The following is a 25,019-nucleotide window of genomic DNA, read 5'->3' on the forward strand; positions in this document are numbered from 1 at the left end:
TTCCTATGCGTTGCGGTGTTGATGGATGGCTTCGAAACGCTCGGCGCAGGCAGGCCCACAGAACAGCCTGGCCGGATCGTTGTCGAAGTCTTCGCTGCAGTCCGGGTTGTGGCATTCCCCAATGGGCCTGAGTGGGGCAACGCTGCGGGCCCGCGTTGCGTGCTGGGCCAGTGCTCGTTGCAGATGGCGCGCGTCCAGTTCCTGCGCTTCGTCGATGGTGTCCGTCATGCGGGTTGTATTTTATTGAGGGGTCGTCGCACTGATTGAGAACGTCGCGGCCGCGGCCTGCGGCGCGCATGTGGCGTCAGGCCGGGGCATTTCATTGAGGTCGGCTTCAGTCATGCAGGCTCCTTGTGCATGGGCGCCCTGGCGGGCGTTCGAGAGAGAGTGAAGGGCCGCGTCGAACGGCGCGGCCATCATCCGGAAACCGGTTCTCGCCGATTGCGACACAAGACGGCGATGATGCGGATCTGCGATCGCAGTCGCATGTTGAACCGCGTGGAGCGCCTTTGGCGGATCCAGGGACAGCAGGTATCCAAAGGTGTTGCAAATGGCGGATCCATCGGACACCATGACCACATCAACACCTTCCATCACCTACTGACCACTTCGCGTCGGGCCGCCGCCGCATGGCCTGCACAGCGCAGGCATCGCACAGCGCCATTGCCATCCACGGTCGCTGTGCATCGAACAACGTTCCAAGGGGGTCCCGCCGAATGTACACACCGCACCCAACGCAGGACGTCGTCCCGGCGTTCCTGCAGGCCATGCATGCACACGGCATCGTGCCGGACGCACGCGGACGCGATGCACTCAACGCCGACGGCACGCTGGTGCGCTTCCACGTGGAGGGTGACCGTCGTGGCACCCGCAATGGCTGGGCGGTCCTGTTCGGCGACAACGTGCCCGCCGGCGAGTTCGGCAGCTGGCGTACCGGTACCCGTCACGCCTGGTGCGCGCAATCACCGGCCACGCTGAGTCCCACCGAGCAGCGCGCGATCCGGCAGCGCCAGGAATCGGCCCGGACCGAACGGGAGCGGCAACAACGCGAGCGCGAGGATGCCGCAGCCAAGGCCGCCAACGTACTGTGGCAGCGGGCCATGCCCGCCGACGACAGCCACCCCTATCTTGCCCGGAAGGGCGTGCACGCTCATGGCCTGCGCGTGGCAGCGTGGCCGGTACGCAACAGCGATGGGCTGGTGTTCCGCCACATCGAGAATGCGCTGTTGGTGCCGGTGGTGAACACTGCCGGACGCATCGTCTCCCTGCAGGCGATCCTTCCCCGTACCGACCCGGCACTGGGGCGCGACAAGGACTTCCTGGCCGGTGGCCGCAAGCAGGGCTGCTTCCATGTCATCGGCAAGCCATTGCCCGGGCATCCCATCGCCATTGCCGAGGGCTATGCCACCGCGGCATCGATCCATCAGGCCACCGGCTGGTGCGTCGTGGTCGCGTGGGATGCGGGCAACCTGACGGCCGTGGCCCGTGCCTGGCGCAACGCCGTACCCGATGCCTCGTTCGTGCTCTGCGCGGATAACGACCAATGGACGCGGCAACCACTGGAGAACCCTGGTGTCAGCCAGGCCACGCAGGCTGCGGCGGACATCGGTGCTCGGGTGGTCTGGCCGGAATTCGCCATCGTGCACGGCGACGATGATCGCCCCACCGACTTCAACGACCTGCATCGGCGTGAAGGCCTGGAAGCACTGCGCGCGCAGCTGCTTGCCGACCCACCGTGCGCGCCGGGCGAAGTTCCCGCCGAGAGCGGCACACGCTCCCCGGCCGCCGCGAGCTACCAGGTTCCCGGCAACCTCTCCGCCTTCGATACCTTCACTCCGTTCCCCGACAGCAGCGCACGCGGCCGCCCGTTGCCGACCGCGCGCAATCTCGCCGAGCTGTGCCGCCGCACCGGCGTTACGGTGCGTTACAACGTCATCCGCAAGGACCTGGAGATCCTGGTGCCGGACCTCCAGTCCACGATCGACAATGCCAAGGAGGTTGCCGCCGGCGAAGTGATGGACTGCATGCACCGTGCCGGCATGGCCACCGCCAGCTTCGAGACCAACCTGTGCCAGGTGGCCGAAGCCAATCCCTACAATCCCGTTGCCAGCTGGATCACCTCGCAGCCCTGGGATGGCCACTCCCGCCTCCAGGCGTTCTTCGACACCGTGCAGGAAGCCCAGCCCACGCGCATGGCCGATGGCCGCATCCTGAAGGAGGTGCTGATGCGGCGCTGGCTGATCTCCGGCGTGGCGGCCGCCTTTGAACCGGATGGCGTGGTCGCACGGGGTGTACTGACCTTCGTCTCCAGGCAGAATCTGGGCAAGACGCGCTGGGCACGGCAGCTGGCACCGGCCGAACTGCAGCTGATCGCCGATGGCGTGGTACTCGACCCCACCAACAAGGACAGCATCAAGCAGGTCATCTCCAAGTGGATCGTGGAACTGGGTGAGGTCGACGCCACCTTCCGCCGCACTGATATCGCCGCGCTGAAATCATTCATCTCGCGCAGCCACGATGAAATCCGCCGGCCTTACGCACGCACCGAATCGCGCTATGCGCGGCGCACCATCCTGTTCGCCAGTGTCAACGACGAGCGCTTCCTGCGTGACGCGACCGGCAACAGCCGCTGGTGGACCGTGCATGCCGTGGCGTTGGGTGAACCGGCGCGGATCGACATGCAGCAGGTGTGGGCCGAAGCCCACGCGCTGTACCGCAATGGCGAGACCTGGCACCTGTCCGGCGAAGAGCTGGATGCGCTCAATGCCACCAACAGCGAGCACGAACCCATCTCGCCTATCGCCGAGCTGATCGATCGCCACTTCGACTGGTCCCTCCCCGCCGAGCATTGGAGCACGCACTACCGTGCCACCGAGATCGTCATCGCGGTGGGCATCGACAGACCGAACCGGCGCGAGGTCAACGAGGCCGCCGCCTACGTGGTGAAGCGGCATGGCGTGCGCACCCGCGTGGTGGGCAAGGAACGGGCAAAGGTATGGCTGATGCCACCGCGCAGCCGCAGCCTGTCCGAACACATCGCAGGACCGTTCTGATGCCACGCACCCATGATGGCCGCGAAGTCGGCAGCGACAGCGCCGAGTGGCGCCTCGACTGCGAGGCACGGCGCCTGCTGCAACTGGCGGGCTACCGCTGCATCGACGCTCAAGGGCGGTGCAGAACGATCAGCCCGCGTCGGCATCGCCAGCAGTACCTGGCGCGCATACAGGCCACCCGGGGTCCTGTGGAGCGCGAGCGATTGGCGTCACTGGCGGTACGGCAGTGGATCGCCAATCCCCCCTCCCAGCCCGCCGAGGATGCAAGTAGATGAAAGGTGTTGACTGGAGCGATCCACAGAGGCAAGATGACTGTATCGGCTACGCCACCTTCCAGGAGCGCTTCCGCCATGCCTCGACCCCGACTGCATGCCTTCGAAGGTGAGCAGCTCACCGTGCGACAGATCCACCAACGGGTACCGGTACTGTCCGAGCGGACCATCCGCGATCACCTTGCTGCCGGCCGTCGTACGCGTACCGCCATGTTGTGCTTTGACCCGATCGCGGCGGCAGCGCGTGGTGGCCGCATCACCCAGCGCATCCTGCGCGCCCGCAGCACCGCCGCATGTGATTCCTGATCCACCGGCAGCGGCCACGTCCTTCAAGGAGTAGATTCCCCATGATTCCCGCGTCCCCCGACAGCGGCCATCGCATGATCGCCGACACGCTGGCTGCGTTCCGTGCCGGGCCTGCCCTGGCCAGCACGGCGCTTCGCGCACGCCCGCAGGCGGATCCGCCGCTCTACATCGGCATCGCCGGCGCCAAGCGCGCGGGCAAGGACACCCTCGCCAGCGGGCTGGCGTCGGCACTGGCACTGCCCTGCGACAGCTTCGCCGCACCGCTGCGGCAGTTCGTCGCGTCCCTCCTCGGGCTCTCCCTGCGTGAACTGGACAGCCGCAAGGAGGACACCATCGACTGGCTGGCCGAACTCACTCCTCGCCACCTGATGCAGACCGCGGGTACCGAATGGGGCCGCGACCGTGTCCATCCCGAGTTGTGGGTACGCTCGCTGTTCGCGCGCCTGCCTGCGGGAGGACTGGTGCCCGACGTCCGCTTCAGTAATGAGGCCTGCGCGATCCGTCGCCGTGGTGGTGTCGTGATCCGCGTCAGCCGCCCGGGCCATGGAGACCATGACACCCACGCCAGCGAGCAGCCACTGGCCGATGAGCTGGTCGACATCGAGGTAAGCAACGACGGCAGCCGGGCCGATCTGGTACGCAGGACGCTGGACCAGCTGCTGTCGCGCGGCGTGATCTGAGCCTGGAGCAGGGCCGCGCTGCCCTGCAGCTTCCCCTGACCCAACCGCAGGTTCCGGCCCATCATCGGCGAAAATGATGTAAGGTCGTCCCCCATCACCGACGGCACCTGTCGTCACCCTGCATCCCCAATCATTTCGCAAAGAGGAATTGTCATGGAGGTCGAACAGTTCACGTCGACGCGCCAGAAGGCCATCGAATTGTTCAAGTCGCAGCCCAAGGGTGGCAAGGACATCGTGAGCCTGGACGCGATCTTCATCTCGCTGTGCTCGCTGGCCAACGCCCGGGCCGAGACCGGCACCACCCGGCAGGAACGCACTGCGGCTCGTCCTGGCAGCCAGCAACCTCCCGCGCCGTGGTTCACCGAGACCCTGGCCGCCCTGAAGGGCAAGGGCGAATCGATCACCGTGGCGCGGTTCCTGATGTTCGCCAACCGCTTCCCGGTCAAGCGCATGGACCAGGTCAATGCAGCGCGCTGGCTGCGTGATGCCGGCTACATTCCGCGCAAGACCGGCGGCAACCTGGTATTCGACCTTTGATCCAGCACCACCTGCAGTCCTGAAGCCCCGGCATCGTCCGGGGCTTTTTCGTTTCAGGGCCTGCTCACCGGTGTGAGGGAGGACGACCAACGGGACGCCATCCTCACCCCATACCTGCCACATCCCCTTGATCTGCCTTTCCCTCCTCTCTGTGAGGACTGCGAGTACGAAGGAAGGAGCAAACATCAGCAGCAACAGCCAGCGGCCGCAGGGCGTCATGCGCTCCCGAGCAGCCATCCTCACCCGTCCTCGGGGCACCGATGAATACCTTCAGCACCCACACTCGAAAGTAGACGAAAGGTGTTGACTGGCAGTGAGGGATGGCAACAGTGGAGATCAATGCCACTGAAGACATCCTCCATGAACGCCCTGCCCGACAGCATCCAGACCCTGGCCGAGGTCATCGGCGAATCCGCAGCCCTCACGCTGGTGCGTGCGTGGCCGCCGACAACGTCCAGCACCACCGGCCGTCATCGCGTCATCGTCTACGTTCCCTCCACCCTGCCCGACCAGCATCGCCTGATCGACATCCTCGGCCGCGACGTTGCCCAACGGCTGGTCACCCACTTCGGTGGCGAGCTGCTGTTCCTGGCCTCGTGCTTTGCAGCCAGCGCCCATGAGCGCCGCGAGCAGATCGCACGAGCGGTCGCCTGTGGCATGCCGCGCGAGCACGTCGCGCGCGAGTTCGGTGTCTCGCAGACCACCATCAAGCGCGCCCTGCGTGGCGCCCGTTCCGCGCCACCGACCGCGGTCCATCCGGCCCTGCTCAAGGGGTACGCACGCGCATGAACGAGAGCGACCTGCTGGCCGGTGTACCGGACTGGGCCAAATATCTGGGGGGAACCTCGGGTGTACTGATCGCGGTGTCGCTGTGGCTGCGCCAATGGTTGTCGTCGGCCAAGGTCGACCGCACCGCAGACGAGGCCACCAGCAACACCCTGCGCACCCTGCAGGAGCAGCTCGCAGCCGAGCGTACCCGCGCCGACGGCCTGATGCACGAGCGCGAAGCAATGGCCCAGGAGATCGGCCAACTGCGCGGCGAGGTCAACGCCCTGCGCGCGCAGATCGCCCAGCAGAGCGTGCAGATAGACGCGCTGTTGAACCTGGTGCGCAAGCAGCCGGGGGCCGCCGCATGACCGCCGCTGCAGCCAGCGCCCTCGGTGGGGCCAACGTCGCCGCATTCCTGGACATGCTGGCGGTATCCGAAGGCACCGACATCCCCAGCCAGCACTCGCGTGACCGCGGCTACGACGTGATCGTGGGTGGCCAGTTGTTCAACGACTACCGCGACCATCCCCGCGTGCTGGTGTCGCTGCCACGCTATGGCATCAAGTCCAGTGCCGCCGGTCGCTACCAGTTCCTGCGCAGTACCTGGGATGACCTGCGCGCGCGGCTGGGCCTGCCCGACTTCGGCCCGGTTTCGCAGGACCGCGCGGCCGTGGCGCTGCTCAAGCAATGCGGTGCCTACGAATTGATCCGCCTCGGTCGCTTCGATGCCGGCATCAACGCCGCACGACGTATCTGGGCGTCACTGCCGGGCGCCGGCTACGGGCAGAAGGAGCATGCGCTGGAAACACTGCGCGTGGCCTACCGCGCCGCCGGCGGAGGCCTGCAGTGACGCCCGTCGCCCTGCGGTTCCGCATGGGCCTGCTGGTCCTCGCCGGTACCCATGCATGCTGTGCCTGGCTGGGGTGGACGCTGCGCGACCGCAGCGCGGACCTTGCCATCGCCACCGTCCAGACCGCACAGCAGGCATCGCGCGCTGATGCGGCGCAGGCCGCACATCAGCGGGACCTCGGCAACGCCCGCGCAGGTGCGCAGGCCGAATCGCAGCGCCTGGCCACGCAGGCCGAACGCACCCGGCAATTCCAAACCCTGCAACAGGACATCGAGACCCATGCCAAGACTCCTGGCCGTGACCGCGGCGATGCTGATGCTGAGTTCGTGCGCATCTGGCGCGAAGCCAACGCCGGTCGCGCCCTGTCGCGTTGATCTCAGCATCGCCCCGGCGCAGCTGCGTGCGCCGGACGAGCTGCCGGACCTGCAGGCGGCCAACGACAATGCGCTGCTACGCAATCACGTTGCCGTCGCGCGGCAGTACCACGCACTGGCCGACCAGCTGCGTGCCCTGCTGTGCAGCCTCGGCAGCCAGCAGGGGATCACCCTCAACGGTACAGCGCCAATGGCGCCTGCAGAGTGCACAGCCACCGGCACGGCCACCGCGCGACAACAGCGCTGATCCCCGCGGCCACGCCTGCAATGTCCCATGCGGCGGGTGATGGCAACACTGGATGCAGACAGCGCGCGTCCCCAACCAGGCGCGTACTCCCATTCAACGCACGAGCTGACATGGCGACCAACTCCTCCTCTTCCATTCTCGACGCACTGCACCCCGCCATCGAAGCCGCGATCCGCGCCCGCTTCCCGGACTTCGCAACCGTCGAGTTCTATCGCGAACCCGGTGCTGAAGGCCTGGCCACACCCGCCTGCCTGCTGGCAATGACCCGCTGCGATCGCAGCAAGGACAAGGACGATGGCAGCGGGCAGATGCAGGCATTGCTGCGCTTCGAGGCACGCGTCGTCGTCGCTGCCGCCGCTATCGACGCGGCACTGCAGCTGCGCAAGGCCGCCGTCGCGCTCGCCGGCTGGCTGCACCAGCTCGGCCGGTTCCCCGGCGCGGCCAGCGGCGCGATCGATGTGATCGCCGCACTGCCCGAAGACACGGCGGCGGCGCAGCCAGGCCTTCGCACCTGGCTGGTGGAGTGGTCACTGCCGGTCGCTTTGGGCAGCAACGCCTGGGAGGAGACCGGAGGCGCAGTTCCCCAGGCCTTCTACAGCTTCGTACCGGAGATCGGTCGTGATCACGAAGCACGCTACCAGCCCATTGAAGGAGCAGCACCATGAGTGCCGAACACGCGCGCCTGATCGGCAACCTGCTGATGATCGGCGTCGTGCGCGAGCTGGACGAAGCGGGCGGCCGCGTGCGCGTGGATGCAGACGGCATGCTGACCGACTGGATTCCCTGGCTGGAGCGCCGTGCTGGCCCGGGCGTGCGCAGCTGGTGTGCACCCGAACCCGGCGAGCAGGTGCTGCTGGCGTGCCCCTATGGCGACCCCGGCCAGGCACTCGTTCTCGGCAGCCTGTACCAGGACCGGTTCCCGGCGCCCGCCGACTCGCGGCTGCGGCACCGCACCGAGTTCGCCGACGGCAGCGTTGTCGAGTACGACCAGGAAACCGCAACGCTCAACGTCGATGTCGGCAGCGGCAAGGTCATCGTCACCTGTGCAAGTGCACAGGTGATCGCCAGTGAGTCGATCGTGCTCGATACGCCATCGGTCAAGGCGACTGGCGACCTGGACGTCACCGGTGCGATCAGTGCCGGCAAGGACATCAGCACATCCGGCGAGGTCAAGGCTGGCGCCATCGGCCTGAAGGCACACAAGCACACCGCACAGGGTCCGACCGCACCTACCACGCCCGCGCAGCCCTGAGCGGCCACGCGTGCAATGCCCTGAAAACCCGCACTCCACGACGATAGAGGCCATGCGAGGAATCGACGCCAACACCGGCAAATCACTGGATGGGCTCGCCCATCTGCACCAGTCCGTGCGTGACGTTCTCACCACGCCCCTTGGCTCCCGGGTACTGCGCCGTGAATACGGTTCGCGCGTGTTCGAACTGATCGATGCGCCGACCAACCGCTCGCTGCGCATGGACCTGATCGCGGCCACCGTCGACGCACTCGCGCGATGGGAACCGCGGCTTCACGTCGAGAACGTCGACGTCTCCCTCCCCGCCCCCGGCGTGATGATCCTGGCAGTGACCGGAATCCACCTGCCGGACGGCGAGGCCATCACCATCGAAGGAATCGAGGTTCGCTAACCGTGGCATCCGGCTCGTTCACCAGTGTCAATCTCTCCCAGCTGCCTGCACCGGCGGTCATCGAAGTGCTCGATTTCGAGACGCTGTTCGATGAATCGTTGACCGCACTGCAGGCGCTCGACCCCACCTTCGACGCGCTGCTGCCGTCGGACCCGGCCTTCAAGATCCTGGAGGTCTGCACCTACCTGCGCCTGCTCGACCGACAGCGCGTCAACGATGCGGCGCGTGGCGTGATGCTGGCCTACGCGGTCGGCAGCGACCTGGACCAGCTGGCCGCGATCTTCGGCATCGGCCGCCAGATGCTGGACCCGGGCAAGCCGCAGGAAGGCATTCCGCCACGCTACGAGAGCGATGAAGATTTCCGTCGGCGCATCCAGCTGGGTCCGGAAGGCTTCAGCGTGGCCGGGCCGGAAGGCGCCTACATCTTCCACGCGCTGAGTGCCGATCCGCGGGTGCTCGACGCCAGCGCGACCAGTCCGTCGCCGGGTGAAGTGGTGGTCTCGGTGCTGTCGCGTGAAGCCGATGGCACGGCCACCCAGGCGCTGCTCGACGCAGTGGAAGCGAAGCTGAGTGCGGCCGACGTGCGTCCGCTGACGGACCACGTGCTGGTACGCACGGCGGCAATCATCAACTACGCGGTCACCGCCACGCTCTACACCTACGCCGGCCCGGATTCGCAGGTGGTGCTGGCCGAAGCACGCTCGCGCCTGGATCGCTACATCGCCGAGTCGCATCGGCTCGGCCGCGATGTCACCCGCTCCGGCCTGTTCGCCGCATTGCATGCCGAGGGCGTGCAGCGCGTGGAGATTTCCAGCCCGGCGGCTGACGTGGTGGTGGACCGGACCCAGGCCACCTACTGCACCGCGGTGACCCTGACCCATGGCGGCAACGATGAATGATTCCACCGCACGCCTGATCAATGCACGCCTGCGTGGCGCGATCGATGGGCACAACCTGCAGTTCCGCCATCCAGGTGGCGCACTGGCCACCCTGCAGGCGGTGTACCGCACCGATTGGCAGGGGCGTTTGAAGCTGTCGGATACGATGCGGCGCAACCTGCAGCGTTTCTCGGCATCCTTCGACCATCCACGATGGAAAGGCTTCTACGTGAAGCCGGCCAACCTGTCGTCCAGTCATCCCGCTCCGGATGGCAGCTCCAGTGCCTGGTCCTTCCCGGTCTCCGATGCGATCGGGGGCCCGGAGCAGAACTTCGCCGGCGTGGTGGACGAGGATGGAAGCGCGTTTCCCAATGGTGCCGTGCGCACCATCAGCATCTGGCTGCGTGCAACCGAACCCTGTGCGATCGACTTCGGCATGCGCGCCACCGGCGCAGGCAGGACCCGTCTGCAGGTGGGCACCGAGTGGAAGCGCTACAGCTACACCTATGCCGCAACCGCGGATGACGCCCCCCGGGGCGTGAGCATCGTGCTGGATCGGCGGGCGGGCGGGAACGCCGGCCTGAAGCCGGACAGCCGCATCCACCTTTGGGGCGTGCAGGTGGAGGAAGGCCGCGAGGCGACCAGCTACATCCGCACCATGCCCGAGCCAGTGGGCGTGATCGATTACAGCGTGCTCAACAATGTGATCACGCTCAGCCGCCCTCCCGCTCCCGGTTCGATCATCGACGCCGACGCGCTGATCAGGGTGCCGACGGCAACCACCCTGCTGCCGCCCAACGCCACCCGCGCGGAACGGGCGCTGGCCCGTGCTGCGGTGACCCGCCCGCTGCCGGTGGACATCACCGCGCTGTGGGATGCGGACCGCTGCCCGGCCGCGTTGCTGCCCTGGCTGGCCTGGGCCTTGTCCGTCGACGAATGGAAGGCCTACTGGCCGGAAACGGTAAAGCGTGCCCGCGTGCGCGCCGCGATCGCGATCCAGCGCCGCAAAGGCACCTGGGGCAGCGTCCGCGATGTGGTGGCTGCGTTCGGCGGTTCGATCCTGATCCGCGAATGGTGGGAAATGCAGCCGCGAGGTGCACCGCACACCTTCGAAGCGGTGATGACCATCGCCAACCAGGGCGGCGAGACCGCCACCGCCAAGTTCGTCGACGACGTGATCGGCGAGATCAGCCGCACCAAGCCGGTGCGCTCGCACTTCACGTTCACCCAGGGCATGCAGGCCAGCGCCGGTATCGGTGCACTTGCCGGCGCCCATGGCACCACCTTCCGCCGCATCCAACTGATCGGAGAGTAAACCCCGCATGCGCTTGAAAATCACCGACGCCGGCTTCGCCAGGCTGGTCAATCCACCCAACACCGGCACCAGTGCCGTGCTGATCACCGAGATCGGCCTGACGTCCACGGCATTCACGCCGACGGCAGGGCTGACCGCCCTGCCCGGCGAGATCAAGCGGGTCTCGACGTTCGGCGGCAAGGCCGTGGGCGACGACACGCTGCACGTCACGATCCGTGACGACAGCGCTACCGCCTACAGCCTGCGCGGCTTCGGCCTGTACCTGGGCGACGGTACGCTGTTTGCAACCTTCGGCCAGACCGATCCGATCATGGAGAAGACCGCAGCCTCGATGCTGCTGCTCTCCACCGATACCCGCTTCAGTGAAGTCGATACCGCGCTGATCGAGTTCGGCAATGCCGAATTCATCTATCCGCCCTCCACCACCGAGGTGCAGGGCGTGGTCGAACTGGCCACGACGACCGAGACCGAAGAGGGTGCAGATGCCCAGCGTGCGGTGACACCGCGCGGGCTGCGTGCCTTCATCGACAAGCGCTTTGGCGCCAGCGCCCCCACCCAGTTCGTCCGCACGCTGCTGTCGATCGCCACCGATGCCGCGTTCCGCTCCGCCCTGGGGCTGAAATCGGCCGCGTTGAAGGACGAGGGCGCCGACAAGGGCCTGGATGCCGACCTGCTCGATGGCCGCCACGGCACCCACTACCTGGACTGGCGCAACATGACCGGCGTGCCATCCAGCGTGCACGTGCCCGGACAGGTGATTCTGTTCGCCGGTGCCACCGCGCCCAACGGCATGCTGCTGTGCAATGGTGCCGCTGTTCCGCGTGCCAGCTACCCGGCCCTGTTCGCCGCCATCGGTACCCGCTACGGCGCCGGTGATGGCGCAACCACCTTCAACCTGCCGGCAATGCAGGAAGGCACGGTGGTCACGCACACACTGAACCCGGAAGCGGTCGGCAGCTTCACCCAGGGTGAGGTGATCCGCCACACCCATGGCGCAAGTGCGGCGACAGCGGGCAACCACAGCCACGCCATTTCCGTAGGCGCAGGCGGCGCGCATTCCCATGGCGCCAGCGCCAGCGCGGTAGGCGACCACGCGCACGGTGCATGGACCGACTCGCAGGGCCACCACGCGCATACCGGCGGCACCTCGTGGATCGGCGATCACCAGCATCTCACCGCGTTCGCCGAATCCGGCACCACCTACCCGTGGGGCGCCGACTACAACAACCACGCCGGTTCACGCGGCAACCTGGACTACGACAACCCCTGGCCGTACACCAGCCCGGCCGGTGGCCACGCCCACAGCTTCACCACCGACGGCGCAGGCGGCCACGGCCACAACATCGGCATGAACGGCGCCGGCGGCCACTCGCACACCATTTCCATCGCCCAGGTGGGTGACCACGGCCACGCCGCGTCGGCCGCCGACGCCGGTGCGCACACCCACACCGTCGTGGTGGAGAACGCCGGTGGCGACCGCAACCTGCCGGCTGGCCTGCGGATGATCTATTGCATCGCGTACTGAGGACATGAACTTGCCTACCGAACCGCGCTTCGCGCACTCCTACGATCCCGATACCCGCGCCTACATGGGCAAGGTCCGCCTGCAGCCTTCGCCGGACGGCGCCTGGAACCTGCCCGACTTCACCGTGGACGTCGCGCCTCGCCAACCTACCGGCGAATACCAGGCACTGCGCCTGGCCGAGGATGGCTCACGCTGGGAACTGGTGGCCGATTTCCGCAACTGCATGCTGTGGGACACACGCACCGCGATGGCGGTACCCAACCGCCTCGCGCTGGGCGAGCCGTTGCCCAAGGACGTGACCCTGTCCGAACCATTCAAGCTGGATGGCACCACCGCGCAATACAACGCGTGGAATGCCAGCCGCCGCGAATGGACGCTGCTGCCGGACTACAGCTCGCGACCGCTGTGGAACAAGCACGATGCCAGCTTCGCGACTCCCGTTTCCCGTGGGGTCGCGCTGCCGCCATCGGTCACCGATCTGGCACCGCCTGCAGATCGCAGCTACCCGGTCACCTTCGATGAAGCCCGTGCTGCCTGGGTGATGGTCACTGCCCCCGAACCCGACCCGGCCGCGCAACCGCAACCGCAACCGTGATTTCGGGCCACCGCTGCAATTAATCCAGCCGCGGCCAGATACGAACATGTACCCATGCGGCGCAGATCGCGACCGCAGCACCCACCCAACCAAGGAAAAAACAACGCATGGCCGAATTTCTGCATGGCGTGCAGGTCGTCAACATCGATGGTGGTTCCCGCTCGATCGCTGTTGCCTCGACCAGCGTCATCGGCATCGTGGGCACCGCGCCCCGCGCCGACAAGATCGCCTTCCCCTACAACACTCCGGTCCTGGTGACCTCGCGTTCGCAGGCAGCCAAGCTGCTCGCCAACGCCGCAACCGAAGTCGATGAGGGCACCCTCCCGGGCCAGCTCGACGCCATCTTCGACCAGTCCAACGCGGTTGTGGTCGTCATCCGCGTCGAGAAGGGCGCCACCGAGAACGACACCCTGGCCAACGTGCTGGGCGGCGTGAACGCGCAGACCGGTGCCTACACCGGCGTGCATGCACTGCTGGCGGCAAAGTCGGTGGTGGGCATCAAGCCCCGCATCCTGGCGGTACCGGGCTTCACCCACACCCACGAAAAGCGCGATACCGAACTGCTGGCCAACCCGGTCGTGGCCGAACTGCTCGGCATTGCCGACAAGCTGCGCGCGGTGATCATCAAGGATGGCCCGAACAGCAACGACGACGCCGCCAAGAGCACCACCGCTCTGACCGGTTCCAAGCGCGTCTACGTGGTCGACCCGGCGCTGCTGGTGCAGTCCGGTGATGCCATCGTCACCCGCTACGCCTCCGGTGCCGTGGCCGGTGCCATTGCCCGCAGCGACAACGAACGCGGCTGGTGGGCATCGCCGTCCAACCTGGAGCTCAACGGCGTGGTCGGTACCGCACGTGCGATCGACTTCGGCCTGTCCGACGCGACCAGCCGCGCCAACCTGCTGAACCAGTCGAACGTGGCGACCATCATCCGCGAAGGTGGCTTCCGCCTGTGGGGCAACCGTACCGCCAGCAGCGACCAGAAGTGGCAGTTCCTGTGCGTGGTGCGCACCGCCGACATCATCGCCGACAGCCTGGAAGCCGCCCACCTGTGGGCCGTCGACCGCGGCATCAGCAAGACCTACGTCGACGACGTGCGTGAGGGTGTCAATGCCTTCCTGCGCGGCCTGAAGACCCAGGGCGCGATCCTCGGCGGCAACTGCTGGATCGACCCCGACCTGAACGCAGCGGACAGCGTGGCCCAGGGCCGCTTCTACTGGGACTTCGACTTCACCCCGACCTACCCGGGTGAGCAGCTGACCTTCCGCATGCACATGAACAACAACTACGTCTCGGAGATCTTCTAAGCATGGCGCGCAAGATCCGCAAAAACTTCAACTTCTACGTCGACGGCAAGGGCTATGCCGGCAGCGTGATGTCCTTCACCGCCCCCAAGCTGTCGCTGAAGACCGAGGACTTCCAGGCCGGCGGCATGCTGGCCCCGACCGAGATCGTGCTCGGCCATGACAAGCTGACCGCCGATGTCGAGTTCGCCTCCGACGACGCGGAGATCATGAGCAAGTTCCACGTCATCGAAAGCAAGGAATACGGCTTCACCGCCCGCGAAGCGCTGGAAGGCGATGACGGCGAAGTGACCCAGGTCGTGCACAACATGCGCGGCAAGGTGAAGCTGCTGGACCGTGGCGAAACCAAGGTCGGCGAGAAGGGCACGATCAAGGTCAACCTGGCGCTGAGCTACTACAAGCTGACCCATGGTGCCCAGGTCGTGCAGGAGATCGACGTGGTCAACATGATCGCCCGCCAGGGTGGCGTGGACGTGCTGGCCGGCATCCGCGGCGCACTGGGCATCTGAACCCTCGCCGCACTGAAGAACCCGGGGGCGCCTCGCGCCCCCGCATCCATCGCACCGCATCGCATCCAGGAACGCATCCATGTCCAGCAAGACCAAGACCCCCACCGACACCGTCATCGAGCGCGATGGCTTCGCCGAGATCACCCTCACCCGCCCGCGCCAGGTCAATGGCATGGAAACCGCCGTGCTGCGCATGCGTGAACCGACCGTGGAAGACATGGAGCGCTACCAGGATGACAAGGGCAGCGACGCACAGCGCGAGGTGCGGATGATCGCCAACCTGTGCGAGGTCTCGCCGGAAGACGTGCGCAAGATGCCGCTGCGCGACTACGCACGACTGCAGGCAGGCGTCGCGCTTTTTACCACCTGACCCTGCCTCAGATCAGGCAGGGAGTGCTCGCCCTGGCCGGTCATACCGGCTGGGGCCTGCGCGAGATCATGACACTGCGGGTGTCTAAGTTCATCTGGTGGATTCAGGGATTGCCGGTACATGGCCAGTAACGTTCAAACGACAACGATCACGATCGGCGGCGAGGTGTCCAAGTCACTGAAGGACGCCTTCTCCTTTGCCAACGACGGTATCAAGCGCCTCGGCACCGAGGTGACCCTGCTGGACCGCAGGCTCGCGCGCATGAGTACGACCAGCAAGGAGTACGCCCGCATGCGTACCCAGGTCGATGCGCTGCGTGCCTCGCAGGTGGCGCTGGAGAGCATCGAAGCAAAGCGCGACGCCAACCTGGAGAAGCGCGGGAAGCTCGGCTCGGCATTTGGCGAAGCACGCGGCACGCTTGGCACGGCCGTTACCGCGCTGGCCAAGCCGGTCGAGAACGCCTCCGGCTTCGCCCGCCAGAACCAGCAGATCGGTGTGGCAGCCAACCTCAGCCGCGCCCAGGTCAGCGCACTGGGGCAGGCCATCCTGGAACAGTCGCGTGCAACCAACCAGGGCGCCGACGCGCTGCAGCGCTCGATCAGGCTGATGATCGACGCCGGCATGGATGCGCAGTCGGCCCAGGCCAGCCTCGGTGCTGTCGGGCGGACCACCACTGTCACCGGTGCCAGCATCGATGATGTGGCCCAGGCTGCGGCCGCCCTGCAGCAGTCGTTCGATATCGATCCCTCGCGCATGCAGAGCGCGCTGGATGTGCTGGTGGTCAACAGCCGGCAGGGCGGCCTGGGCCTGAAGGACATGGCCGCAGTGCTGCCTACCCTGGGTTCGTCGTTCGAAGCGATGAAGCTGCAGGGCACCTCGGCGACCGCCACCCTCGGCGCGGCCCTGCAGGCCACGCTGGACTCGGCCGGCGGCGCCGACAAGGCCGCCAGCAACATGAAGAGCTTCATGTCCGAGGTGCTCTCGCCGGACATTCAGGAGAAGGCCAAGAAGAGCCTGAACCTGGATCTGCGCAAGATCATCGGCGATGCACAGACCAGCGGCGGCAATCCCTTCGACGCTGCGATGCAGGGAATCATCCAGGCGACCGCGGGCGACCAGAAGAAGATCGGCACCCTGTTCAGCGATGCACAGGCGAAGAACTTCGTCCAGCCGATGATCGAGAACTGGGATACCTACATCCGTGTCCGCGACAAGGCCTTGAATGGATCGGCGGGTACCACCGATGCGGCCTATGCCGATGCGATGCAGACCGATCCGCAGAAGATCGAGGGTGCCAAGATCGCCGTGGACAACCTGTCCAAGGCCTTCGGTGCGGCACTGCTGCCCGCGGTGGGCGAGGCCGCGGTCAAGCTGACCGAGCTGTTGAACGGGGTTACCTCGTTCGTGCAGGAAAACCCGAAGCTGATCGCCAACACCACCCAGATCGTGGTCGGCATGCTGGGCATGCGCACGGCGGTGCTCGGCGCTCGCTACGCCTGGACCTTCCTGCAGGGCCCGATCCTGGGCGTGCAGAAGGCCTTCCAGCTGTTCCGTGGTGGCAGCCTGCTGGCACAGATGGGGCGCTTCGGGCCGATGGCCATGCGCCTGGCATCGGGCTTCCGCATCGTCGCCACTGCCGTGGCCGCCATCGGTGGTGGTCCGATCACGATCGCCATCGCGGCAATCACCGCAGGCGCCATCCTGGTGCGCAAGTACTGGGAGCCGATCAAGGCATTCCTGGGCGGCGTCTGGGAGGGCCTGAGCGGTGCAGGCACCGCAGCGATGGGTGAACTGATGCGTGCGGTTGAACCGCTGCGCCCCGCCTGGGAAGTCATGAGCGGGTTGATCGGCCAGGCCTGGGACTGGCTGTCGAAGATGCTTGCACCTGCACAGTACACCGGCAACGAACTGTCGCGCGTTGCCCAGATCGGCAGCTTCCTCGGTACCGTTCTGATGGAAGGCCTGAGAATGAACATCCAGCTCATCAGCGGCCTGGTGCAGTACGTCGCCTGGATGGGCAACGTGTACACGACCGTCGCCAGCGGGATCGGAATCGGAATGAGCAAGATGTGGACGGCGATCAAGTCCGGTGCCGAATCCCTGTTCGACTGGCTCATCCCGAAGCTGGATTTCCTCATGCCCTACGTCGAGAAGCTGATGGGGTTCGTCGAAGGGGGCATTGGCAAGGTCAGTGCGCTGGTCGGCAAAGGCCTGGACTTCGGCAAGGAGGTGCTTGCCGGTGGTGCGGAAGCGATCGGCAACGGCATGGTGGGGTACACGAACATGCGGGCCGGCGGCCGAGGTGGCCTGGATGACGCCGTGGGCCTGGTCGGCGACGTCGCCACGTTGGACGCGCCGGGCGCGCGCAAGCGTTGGGGCGGCATCAGCGAGGCCGCTCGCGGTCGCACCGCACCCGACATGCCATCGCCCACTACGCGCGGCGTCACCACCGTGCAGCAGCAACAGACCAACAACATCACCATCCACCAGCAACCGGGTGAATCCAGCGAATCGGTGGCGCGTCGCACTGCCGACGAACTGCAGCGTCGCAACGCGGTTGCTGCCCGTGGTGGCCTGGCAGACAGGAACTAAGCATGAAGCGTGAGTTCGTAACCGCATCCATCGACAAGCTGTTGTCCAGTTTCCAGAGCAACGACTCCGGCAACGCCCCGGTGCTGCTGATGCTGGGCGGCTTCAAGTTCAGCCTCAACACCGCCGTGTTCCAGGAGATCCAGCAGAGCAACGAATATGGCTGGGCTGCGCAGGAACGCATCGGGCAGATGGCCGCCCTGCAGTACACCGGCCCCGGCAAGGCCAGCATGACCTTGCCGGGCGTCATCCACTATGCGTTCCGGGGCGCCGGCAATGAGCTCTCGCAGCTGCGCAGGCTGGCGGCACAGGGCAAGCCACAGCGGCTGCTGACCGGCAAGGGCGGAAACCTGGGGCTGTGGGTCATCGACAAGATCGACGCCACCGCCTCCGGCTTCACCGTCGATGCGGGAATCCAGCGGCACGAATTCACCCTCTCCCTGCGGAAGCACAGCGATGGCACGAACGTATAACACCCGCGACGGCGACGTCGTTGACCGCATCGCGCATGCGCACTATGGCGAACAATCACCGGCCATTCTGCGCGCGATACTCGACGCCAACCCGGGCCTGGCCGCCCGCGGCGCGGTACTGCCTGCGGGCATCGCGATCACTCTGCCAGACGTGCAGCGCCCCGCCGGCGAACGCAAGGGGATCGCACTGTGGGACTGAACATCACACCGGCATTCCGCGTGGTGGCCAACAGCCAGGACATCACCGACAAGATCATGTCGCGCTTCAAATCACTGCGCATCACCGACGAGACCGACAACAACTCGGACATGCTGGAGCTGCAGCTGGCCGACCATGATCCGTCCGATCCGATCCAGCTGCCGCCGGCAGGCGCGGAGCTGGAAGCCTTCATCGGCTATGACGGCGAAGTGCGGCGCATGGGCCTGTACATCTGCGATGAGGTGGAGATTTCCGGCTACCCGGGCAGCATGACCCTGCGCGCGCGCGCCGCACCGTTCGAGGCCAGCAAGGGCGGCAAGAACGATCTGCAGACGCAGAAGACGCGCACCTGGAAGAAGGGCACGACGATCGGCGGCATGGTCCAGCGCATGGCCGGCGAGCACGGACTCAGCGCGGCCGTGAGCGGATCGCTGGCGTCGATCGCACTGCCGCTGACAGTGCAGTCGCAGGAGTCGGACATGAATCTGCTGCTGCGCCTGGCCAAGCAGCATGATGCCATCGCCAAGCCGGGCGGCGGCCGCCTGATGTTCGTCAAGCGCGGCGAATCCACCAGTGCCAGCGGTGAGCGCATTCCCGACGTCACCCTGACCCCGGCCGACGGCAGTGGCTACAAAGTGAGCATCGTCTCACGCGAGAAGACCGGCACCACCATTGCCTACTATCGCGATGTACGCGGTGCCAAGCGCCAGGAAGTAAAGCTGGGCAGCGGTGAACCGATCGTGCGCCTGCGCATGGCGTACGCCGACCGCGAAGCCGCCGAAGCCGCAGCGCGCGCCAAGCACCAGGAACAGGCCCGGCAGACGCGTACGCTGAGCTACACCCTGCCCGGCCGCGAGACGCTGATGGCCGAAGCCACGGTGGTGATGCAGGGCTTCCGCGATGGCGTGGATGGGCAGTGGCTGGTCAAGCGCGCCGAGCACAACATCAGCCACGACGGCTACGTGACCAGCATCGAGTGCGAACAACCCAACAGCGCCGACGCAGTGAAGGCGGCCCGCAGTGCCGCGGCCACCGAAGGCGAGCAGGTCGGCAGCGAGGTGTAGATCCACGCGGGCGTGGGTCTACATCGGCGGCCTCGACCAGGCTCGGTAGATCCACGCCATGCGTGGATGCTTTTCGCGCATCAACTCACGTACTGCGCAACCCCGTTGCCGAACGACCAGTTCTCCTTTTTCACTTCCACCAGGTTGATGAACACATCCTCGCGGCGGATGCCCACCGCCGCGTGCAGGCCATCAGCGATGCCGGCATACAGCGCCTTCTTCTGCTCCAGCGTGCGCCCTTCGTTCCAGGTGATCTGGATGCAGATGAAGTCGTCGGTGCGGTCCACGCCCAGGTAGCCGGGGTCGTAGATCAACGTGCCGGCGTCGTGCTGCTGGAAGATCTGGAAGCGGTCGTTCTCCGGCACACCCACCGCGCGCATGGCCTGGTAGATGGCTTCGCCGACACGTTGCAGGTAGTCGGCGGATTTACCTTTGCGAAGATCGATGCGGGCGAGCGGCATGGTGGCACTCCAGCGTGGATGGGTAAGGCGACAGGATGAGACTACGCCTGCCCGGGGCGGTGGGACAGCGCAGGGATGGAACCCTCTGGCTCCATGCATGACACATTCCCGCCTGCGCGCGCCGGGTGACGGAATTGCCATGGCGGCGCCGCTCTGGAGTCGTCACGTGCACGGTCGGCAGAAGGGCGCTCTGCGCCATCAGTGATGGGCGACACAGTCGGCGGATGCTGGAGGGCACAGAACCGGAAACGCTTGGTGTGCCTGCGTGGAGTTGAGAACTTTCCTTACAGACCACCGTGATTGCGCGATCCCATGATCACCGCGCCGAGGCAGATTGCCTGGGCCGGGATTGGCGTCTCGAATAAACGAATGAACACCCATCGCTGCGATTTACGCCGCAGCAGAGAGAATGCACCGATTGCCTTCAATGGCGGCCGGTGCGTGGGGATCGACAGATCCGCCAGGCCTTCTTCTCGATGGGAGTTCGTTTGCCTTGGTACGCCAACCCGCACCGTCCGCCACCTTCACTCCGGAAGGTGGCTCTACGCCAGTGAGGGTTTCGCCATGACCAATCGCACCGCCGACCGTCCCCGCCTGCACGCCCTGATCGGCAACATCGCCGCCGACGTGCCTGAAGAGCTCGCGCACGAGATCGAGTGCGCCTTGCAGGAACAGAACCTGCCCGTACAGTCGCCCACGTTCTTCGCCTGCCTCAATGCGATCAGCAACGCCGACGCCGATGACGGGCAACCGTGTGGCGGCCTCACCCTCGGCGCCAGCAATCACGCTTCGCTGCGCCGCTCGATGTCCGGGCTCAGCGCAGTGCTCGATCTGCTGCAGGCCGCCGACCGGGCGCGTGCCGAGGCCGGCCCGGAGGAACAGCTGGGCGCCTTCCATACCGACGGACTGATCGTGGCGGCACGACAACTGGTGCGCGAGGAGCATCACTGCCTCGCCGAGGGCCACACCTGACCGGCCCGGATGCGCTCCCGCTACAATCGCGCAGGGAACGCGGGAGGCCGCAATGGACGCCGAACACCTGGAGTATTTCAAGGCCGCTCTGGAGGGCCGCGCAAGCGTAGGCTGGAACGTATGGTTCGCCGCCAACCAGCAGGCGCTGGCACAACAACTGAGCCGCCCTGCACTGCTGCGCTTGAAGTTCAGCAAACTGGATGAAGCCGAACGCTTGCTCGCCCAGGCCGACATCGTGCCTCGCAGCACAGCGGGCAAGCGCTACGAAATGTACTGCGCGGAGTTCGCGGCAGACGTGGTGGACGCGAACGGTCGCCCGCTGCCAGCCCTCTGGCGCGCAGCGCACGGCGGAGCCATCGGCCTGCTTGCCGATGGCGAGCGTGAGGCCGGCCAGGCGAAGCTGCTCGCGGAGTTCCGCCGCGCCCGCAAGCGCGGGCTGCAACAGGTCCACGAATGGTTGGCCGATCTGTGCTTTGAAGGCGAGATGGAACTGACCAGCGGCAATGCCGAGGTGGGCCGTGGTCTGCTTGCAGTGGTGGTGCAGGCCGGCAGCGGCCACGACCTGCTGGATGCAACGGCACTGATCGCGCGCGCGCTGTTGGACGAACACGGCTGAGACAGGGTCCGCTGCCCGTCGGCCCAGCAGAATCGCAGGCAACAAAAAAGCCCCCATTGCTGGAGGCTTCTTTCGTTCTGCAACATGGTGGGCGGTACAGGGATCGAACCTGTGACCCTTGCCGTGTGAAGGCAATGCTCTACCGCTGAGCTAACCGCCCGGTGTGTTGCTGAGCCGCTCATTATAGGGGCTTTTCAGAGGCCGTCAACAGTTTTTCACATTCGTGTTCACGGGTGTTTCCGGGGTCCGCAGCCGAGCATGGCTCAGCTCTACAGAAAGGCCCCGGTGCTACCTCACATCGTGTGGGTCGGCTTGTCCGAGCCGGTAAGTCCGGCCAGCAGGGTCTCGATCTTGTGGCGCACGCCCTCGCCTTCGGCACCGTCGGCCAGCTGCACGCCGATACCGGCGGTGCGGTTGCCCTGCGCGCCGGCCGGGGTCACCCAGATCACCTTGCCAGCCACCGGCAGGCGCTCGCTGGAATCGGGCAGGGTCAGCAGCAGGAACACCTCGTCGCCCAGGAAGTAGCGCTTGGGCGTGGGCACGAAGATGCCGCCGTTCTTCACGAACGGCATGTACGCGCTGTACAGCGCGGCTTTGTCCTTCACGGCCAGGGACAGGATGCCCTGGCGGGCGTTGCTGGCACTCATCGATTTCCCCTTGCGGCAGGCCGCTCGTTCACCTTGTTCCAGGCCAGCAGCAACTCGACCACCGCAAGGTCTGCGCGCACCGTGGTGCGCAGCAGGTCGCGGGTGCGGTTGGCCGCATCGAACCAGGCTGCAAGCTTGTGCAATCGCTCCGGCGTGGTCAAGGCATCGGTGCTGGCCTGGGCCAGCGCCAGGTCGGCGGCAAAGCGCAGGCGCAGCGCTGCGTTGTCGTCGCCGCACCACTTCTGCGCCAGCTCCACCGCACCGGTCTTGCCGGCGGCCAGCTGTTCCAGCTCGCGGCCAACCTCGCGGCGCAGGCTCAGGCCATCTTCGCGCAGCCAGTTGTCGGCCTGGCCGGGATGGCCGCGTGCAGCCTCCAGCGCTTCGCGCGCCGACGCCTCGCTGTGTCCCTGCTGCTGCAGCCAGGCCAGTGCTTCGTGCTGCGGCGGCAGCTTGAATTCCAGGCGCTGGCAACGGCTGCGGATGGTCTGCGGCAGCCGCGCCGGGTCGCTGCTGATCAGCCACAGGTAACGGCCGGGCTGCGGCTCTTCCAGGGTCTTCAGCAGTGCATTGGCGGCCGAGCGGTTGATCGCATCGGCCGGGTCGACGATCACCACCTGTGCCACGCCGTACTGCGGGGTCAGCGCCAGCGTGTCGGTGATCTCGCGCACCTGCTCGATGACGATCTCGGTGCGCAGCTTGTCGCCGCTCTTGTTCGGAATGAAGCTGACCAGCTGCAGGTCCGGGTGGGTACCCGCGGCGATCAGCTGGCGCGTGCGCGTGGCATGCGCGGCATCGCCGCGCGCCAGCACGTGGCCGGCCAGCGCCAGTGCCACCTCGCGCTTGCCCAACCCGGCCGGGCCGCAGATCAGCAGGCCATGACCGAGCCGGTCTGCATCGAGCGCAGCAACCGTCTGATCGAACGCGCGCTGCTGCCACGGCGAAAACGTGCTCATACGCCCTCCCCGTCCCGCAGCCAGCGCTCGACACGCGCGACCACGTCGGCCGCCACGCGTTCCTGCACCTGGCCAGCGTCGACCAGCGCGAAGCGCTGCGGATCCTGCTGTGCGCGGCTGCGGAACACTTCGCGCACGCGCTGGAAGAAATCGTCCTGCTCGCTCTCGATGCGGTCCGGCCACAGGTCGCGGCCGTTGGCGCGTGCGCGGCCCACCGCCACGTCCACGTCCAGCAGCAGGGTCAGGCCCGGCAGCAGGCCCACCGCGCGTCGTTCCAGGTCGGCAATCCACTGCGGATCGAGGCCGCGGCCACCGCCCTGGTAGGCATAGCTGGAATCGGTGAAGCGATCGCTCAGCACATAGGCGCCGCGCTGCAGCGCCGGCTGGATCACCTGGCGCACGTGCTGCGCGCGTGCGGCGAACACCAGCAGCAGCTCGGCTTCGGCGCTGAGCGGTTCGGCGGCGATCTCGGCATCGGGCTTCAGCACCAGGCCGCGGATGCGCTCGGCCAGGGGCGTGCCGCCCGGCTCGCGGGTCAGCACCACCTCGTGGCCGTGGCTGCGCAGGCAGTCACGGATGGCGTTGATGGCGGTGGTCTTGCCTGCGCCCTCGCCGCCTTCCAGGCTGACGAAACGCGGGTGGCGAAGCAGCGCGGGACTCATTGCGCCGAGGTCTCCTTGGTACGTTGCTGGCGCAGCTGCTGCAGGTAGCGGGCGACTGCGGCGTTGTGCTGGTCCAGGCTGGGCGAGAACACGTGCGCGCCACTGCCATCGCCCACGGCGACGAAATACAGCACGTCGCCCGCTGCGGGTTGCGCGGCGGCCATCAGTGCATCGCGGCTGGGCATGGCGATCGGGGTCGGGGTCAGGCCCGCACGGGTATAGGTGTTGTAGGGCGTATCGGTGGTCAGGTCGCGGCGGCGGATGTTGCCGTCATACGCGGCACCGATGCCGTAGATCACGGTCGGGTCGGTCTGCAGGCGCATGCCGATCTTCAGGCGACGCATGAACACGCCGGCAATCTGCGGGCGCTCGCTGGCCAATGCGGTTTCCTTCTCGATGATCGAGGCCATCGTCAGCAGTTCGTAGGGCGTGTTGATCGGCAGGTCCGGCGCGCGGCTTTCCCAGGCTTCATCCAGCGCCTTTTCCATCGCGGCGTGGGCGCGCTTGAGCACGTCCAGATCACTGTCGCCGCGCTGGTAGACGTAGGTCTCCGGCAGGAAGCGGCCTTCCGGATGCTGTCCACCGAAGCCGAGGCGCTGCATCAGCGCGGCGTCATCAAGATTGTCGGTGGTGTGCAGCAGCGGCTCGGCGCGCTTGAGCGCGGCACGCAGCTGGCGGATGTTCCAGCCTTCGATGATGGTGACACGGTGCTGCAGCACCCTGCCGGCACGCATGCGCAACAGCAGCTCGCGCGGGGTCAGGTCGCCGCTGAGCGCGTACTCGCCCACCTTCAGCTTGCCGGCGGCATCGAGCTGGCGCGCCAGCAACTGCCACTGGGTGTCCTGGCCCTCGTCCACGCCGGCATCGCGCAGCTTGCGCAGCACGCTGTTCATGCCATCGCCGCTGGCGATGACCACACTTTCGGCGGTGGGAGTGATCGGGGCATCGGCGAAGCGGGTCTGCTGGTAGAAGAACCACGCGCCCGCGCCGGCCACGACAGCGGCCAGCACCACCACCAGCGTTACCACGAACAGACACCCGCGCTTGGCTCCCGCCATGGACTACCTCTGAACTCGATTCCGTCGTGCAGGATACCGTGCCGCTGGTGTGGGGTCATGACCGGGGCCACACACCCGTGCCGACCAAGGTCGGCACCC

The 25,019-nt window shown here is 66.6% G+C and carries 33 protein-coding genes and 1 tRNA gene; 26 read left to right on the forward strand and 8 right to left on the reverse strand.

Annotated features, from left to right (window positions below; translation table 11 throughout):
* Positions 1-3 precede the first annotated feature (3 nt).
* Positions 4-228 carry a hypothetical protein gene (locus tag N5D45_RS04290; RefSeq protein ID WP_010483754.1) on the reverse strand — a complete coding sequence of 75 codons (225 nt, stop codon included), beginning with the start codon at positions 226-228 and terminating at the stop codon, positions 4-6.
* A 12-nt stretch (positions 229-240) separates the two neighbouring features.
* Positions 241-594, reverse strand: a complete 354-nt coding sequence (locus tag N5D45_RS04295; protein WP_164191899.1) for a hypothetical protein — start codon at positions 592-594, stop codon at positions 241-243.
* Between the two features lie 122 nt (positions 595-716).
* Between N5D45_RS04295 and N5D45_RS04300 the strand changes: the two genes are divergently transcribed.
* The 24 genes from N5D45_RS04300 (at position 717) to N5D45_RS04415 (ending at position 19,551) form a co-directional block, all read left to right on the forward strand.
* A complete protein-coding gene (locus N5D45_RS04300) occupies positions 717-3,053 on the forward strand; it encodes a VapE domain-containing protein (protein ID WP_057503280.1) in 2,337 nt (778 codons plus the stop codon).
* Positions 3,053-3,328, forward strand: coding sequence for a hypothetical protein (locus N5D45_RS04305; RefSeq protein WP_164191896.1), 276 nt, complete (start codon positions 3,053-3,055; stop codon positions 3,326-3,328). Before N5D45_RS04300 ends, N5D45_RS04305 begins: the two co-directional genes overlap by 1 nt.
* Positions 3,329-3,403: 75 nt before the next feature.
* On the forward strand, positions 3,404-3,631 hold the full coding sequence (locus N5D45_RS04310) for a hypothetical protein (RefSeq protein WP_164191894.1): 228 nt from the start codon (positions 3,404-3,406) through the stop codon (positions 3,629-3,631).
* A gap of 41 nt (positions 3,632-3,672) precedes the next feature.
* Positions 3,673-4,311 (forward strand): hypothetical protein, encoded by a 639-nt coding sequence (locus tag N5D45_RS04315; RefSeq protein ID WP_279938489.1) that lies wholly within the window; start codon positions 3,673-3,675, stop codon positions 4,309-4,311.
* A gap of 153 nt (positions 4,312-4,464) precedes the next feature.
* Positions 4,465-4,848 carry a hypothetical protein gene (locus N5D45_RS04320; RefSeq protein ID WP_019336915.1) on the forward strand — a complete coding sequence of 128 codons (384 nt, stop codon included), beginning with the start codon at positions 4,465-4,467 and terminating at the stop codon, positions 4,846-4,848.
* Between the two features lie 360 nt (positions 4,849-5,208).
* On the forward strand, positions 5,209-5,637 hold the full coding sequence (locus N5D45_RS04325) for a Mor transcription activator family protein (RefSeq protein ID WP_228355113.1): 429 nt from the start codon (positions 5,209-5,211) through the stop codon (positions 5,635-5,637).
* Positions 5,634-5,984: a hypothetical protein gene (locus tag N5D45_RS04330; protein WP_010483765.1), complete on the forward strand. Its 351-nt coding sequence runs from the start codon at positions 5,634-5,636 to the stop codon at positions 5,982-5,984. The genes N5D45_RS04325 and N5D45_RS04330 overlap by 4 nt, the downstream gene beginning before the upstream one ends.
* Entirely contained in the window at positions 5,981-6,466 is a 486-nt protein-coding gene (locus N5D45_RS04335; protein WP_057503277.1) for a glycoside hydrolase family 104 protein, read from the forward strand. The genes N5D45_RS04330 and N5D45_RS04335 overlap by 4 nt, the downstream gene beginning before the upstream one ends.
* Positions 6,463-6,840: a hypothetical protein gene (locus N5D45_RS04340; protein WP_029550698.1), complete on the forward strand. Its 378-nt coding sequence runs from the start codon at positions 6,463-6,465 to the stop codon at positions 6,838-6,840. The genes N5D45_RS04335 and N5D45_RS04340 overlap by 4 nt, the downstream gene beginning before the upstream one ends.
* The gene (locus N5D45_RS04345) at positions 6,782-7,087 is read left to right on the forward strand and encodes a hypothetical protein (protein WP_164191888.1); all 306 of its coding nucleotides are present in this window, start codon (positions 6,782-6,784) and stop codon (positions 7,085-7,087) included. Before N5D45_RS04340 ends, N5D45_RS04345 begins: the two co-directional genes overlap by 59 nt.
* 110 nt (positions 7,088-7,197) lie before the next feature.
* On the forward strand, positions 7,198-7,752 hold the full coding sequence (locus N5D45_RS04350; RefSeq protein WP_010483773.1) for a hypothetical protein: 555 nt from the start codon (positions 7,198-7,200) through the stop codon (positions 7,750-7,752).
* The gene (locus N5D45_RS04355; protein ID WP_053442589.1) at positions 7,749-8,339 is read left to right on the forward strand and encodes a phage baseplate assembly protein V; all 591 of its coding nucleotides are present in this window, start codon (positions 7,749-7,751) and stop codon (positions 8,337-8,339) included. The genes N5D45_RS04350 and N5D45_RS04355 overlap by 4 nt, the downstream gene beginning before the upstream one ends.
* A 52-nt stretch (positions 8,340-8,391) precedes the next feature.
* The gene (locus tag N5D45_RS04360; protein ID WP_010483777.1) at positions 8,392-8,730 is read left to right on the forward strand and encodes a GPW/gp25 family protein; all 339 of its coding nucleotides are present in this window, start codon (positions 8,392-8,394) and stop codon (positions 8,728-8,730) included.
* A 2-nt stretch (positions 8,731-8,732) separates the two neighbouring features.
* Positions 8,733-9,629: a baseplate J/gp47 family protein gene (locus N5D45_RS04365; protein ID WP_010483779.1), complete on the forward strand. Its 897-nt coding sequence runs from the start codon at positions 8,733-8,735 to the stop codon at positions 9,627-9,629.
* Positions 9,622-10,923 carry a phage tail protein I gene (locus N5D45_RS22560; protein WP_019336910.1) on the forward strand — a complete coding sequence of 434 codons (1,302 nt, stop codon included), beginning with the start codon at positions 9,622-9,624 and terminating at the stop codon, positions 10,921-10,923. The genes N5D45_RS04365 and N5D45_RS22560 overlap by 8 nt, the downstream gene beginning before the upstream one ends.
* A gap of 7 nt (positions 10,924-10,930) precedes the next feature.
* Positions 10,931-12,448: a tail fiber protein gene (locus N5D45_RS04375; protein ID WP_057503276.1), complete on the forward strand. Its 1,518-nt coding sequence runs from the start codon at positions 10,931-10,933 to the stop codon at positions 12,446-12,448.
* A 4-nt stretch (positions 12,449-12,452) separates the two neighbouring features.
* Entirely contained in the window at positions 12,453-13,043 is a 591-nt protein-coding gene (locus tag N5D45_RS04380) for a hypothetical protein (RefSeq protein ID WP_279938490.1), read from the forward strand.
* A 107-nt stretch (positions 13,044-13,150) separates the two neighbouring features.
* Positions 13,151-14,350: a phage tail sheath C-terminal domain-containing protein gene (locus tag N5D45_RS04385; RefSeq protein WP_010483787.1), complete on the forward strand. Its 1,200-nt coding sequence runs from the start codon at positions 13,151-13,153 to the stop codon at positions 14,348-14,350.
* 2 nt (positions 14,351-14,352) lie between these two features.
* Positions 14,353-14,856: a phage major tail tube protein gene (locus N5D45_RS04390; RefSeq protein ID WP_010483789.1), complete on the forward strand. Its 504-nt coding sequence runs from the start codon at positions 14,353-14,355 to the stop codon at positions 14,854-14,856.
* 79 nt (positions 14,857-14,935) lie between these two features.
* Complete coding sequence (locus N5D45_RS04395; RefSeq protein ID WP_019336908.1) at positions 14,936-15,226, forward strand: phage tail assembly protein; 291 nt, start codon at positions 14,936-14,938, stop codon at positions 15,224-15,226.
* Positions 15,227-15,346: 120 nt separating this feature from the next.
* Positions 15,347-17,818, forward strand: a complete 2,472-nt coding sequence (locus tag N5D45_RS04400) for a phage tail tape measure protein (protein WP_267067084.1) — start codon at positions 15,347-15,349, stop codon at positions 17,816-17,818.
* Positions 17,819-17,820: 2 nt separating this feature from the next.
* Complete coding sequence (locus N5D45_RS04405) at positions 17,821-18,288, forward strand: phage tail protein (protein WP_049410185.1); 468 nt, start codon at positions 17,821-17,823, stop codon at positions 18,286-18,288.
* Positions 18,272-18,487: a tail protein X gene (locus N5D45_RS04410; RefSeq protein ID WP_010483798.1), complete on the forward strand. Its 216-nt coding sequence runs from the start codon at positions 18,272-18,274 to the stop codon at positions 18,485-18,487. The genes N5D45_RS04405 and N5D45_RS04410 overlap by 17 nt, the downstream gene beginning before the upstream one ends.
* Positions 18,478-19,551 (forward strand): contractile injection system protein, VgrG/Pvc8 family, encoded by a 1,074-nt coding sequence (locus tag N5D45_RS04415; protein WP_049410183.1) that lies wholly within the window; start codon positions 18,478-18,480, stop codon positions 19,549-19,551. Before N5D45_RS04410 ends, N5D45_RS04415 begins: the two co-directional genes overlap by 10 nt.
* A gap of 80 nt (positions 19,552-19,631) precedes the next feature.
* Here N5D45_RS04415 and N5D45_RS04420 read toward each other — a convergent pair whose 3' ends face one another.
* On the reverse strand, positions 19,632-20,012 hold the full coding sequence (locus tag N5D45_RS04420) for a tautomerase family protein (protein ID WP_005408320.1): 381 nt from the start codon (positions 20,010-20,012) through the stop codon (positions 19,632-19,634).
* Positions 20,013-20,576: 564 nt separating this feature from the next.
* On the opposite strand from N5D45_RS04420, the gene N5D45_RS04425 reads away from it, so the two are divergent.
* Entirely contained in the window at positions 20,577-20,984 is a 408-nt protein-coding gene (locus tag N5D45_RS04425) for a hypothetical protein (RefSeq protein ID WP_019336903.1), read from the forward strand.
* Between the two features lie 52 nt (positions 20,985-21,036).
* Positions 21,037-21,600, forward strand: a complete 564-nt coding sequence (locus tag N5D45_RS04430) for a hypothetical protein (RefSeq protein ID WP_049453542.1) — start codon at positions 21,037-21,039, stop codon at positions 21,598-21,600.
* A gap of 85 nt (positions 21,601-21,685) precedes the next feature.
* Here the strand turns inward: N5D45_RS04430 and N5D45_RS04435 are convergent.
* The 5 genes from N5D45_RS04435 to mltG all read right to left on the reverse strand — a co-directional run bounded on the left by N5D45_RS04435 (position 21,686) and on the right by mltG (position 24,920).
* A tRNA-Val gene (locus N5D45_RS04435) sits at positions 21,686-21,760 on the reverse strand.
* A 133-nt stretch (positions 21,761-21,893) separates the two neighbouring features.
* On the reverse strand, positions 21,894-22,247 hold the full coding sequence (locus N5D45_RS04440; RefSeq protein WP_005412452.1) for a PilZ domain-containing protein: 354 nt from the start codon (positions 22,245-22,247) through the stop codon (positions 21,894-21,896).
* A complete protein-coding gene (locus N5D45_RS04445; protein WP_197657021.1) occupies positions 22,244-23,200 on the reverse strand; it encodes a DNA polymerase III subunit delta' in 957 nt (318 codons plus the stop codon). Before N5D45_RS04445 ends, N5D45_RS04440 begins: the two co-directional genes overlap by 4 nt.
* Positions 23,197-23,862, reverse strand: a complete 666-nt coding sequence (gene tmk / locus N5D45_RS04450) for a dTMP kinase (RefSeq protein WP_019336901.1) — start codon at positions 23,860-23,862, stop codon at positions 23,197-23,199. The genes N5D45_RS04445 and tmk overlap by 4 nt, the downstream gene beginning before the upstream one ends.
* Entirely contained in the window at positions 23,859-24,920 is a 1,062-nt protein-coding gene (mltG, locus tag N5D45_RS04455; RefSeq protein WP_279938491.1) for an endolytic transglycosylase MltG, read from the reverse strand. Before mltG ends, tmk begins: the two co-directional genes overlap by 4 nt.
* Positions 24,921-25,019 lie beyond the last annotated feature (99 nt).

The organism is Stenotrophomonas sp. GD03819 (assembly GCF_029841665.1).
Taxonomy (GTDB): domain Bacteria; phylum Pseudomonadota; class Gammaproteobacteria; order Xanthomonadales; family Xanthomonadaceae; genus Stenotrophomonas; species Stenotrophomonas geniculata.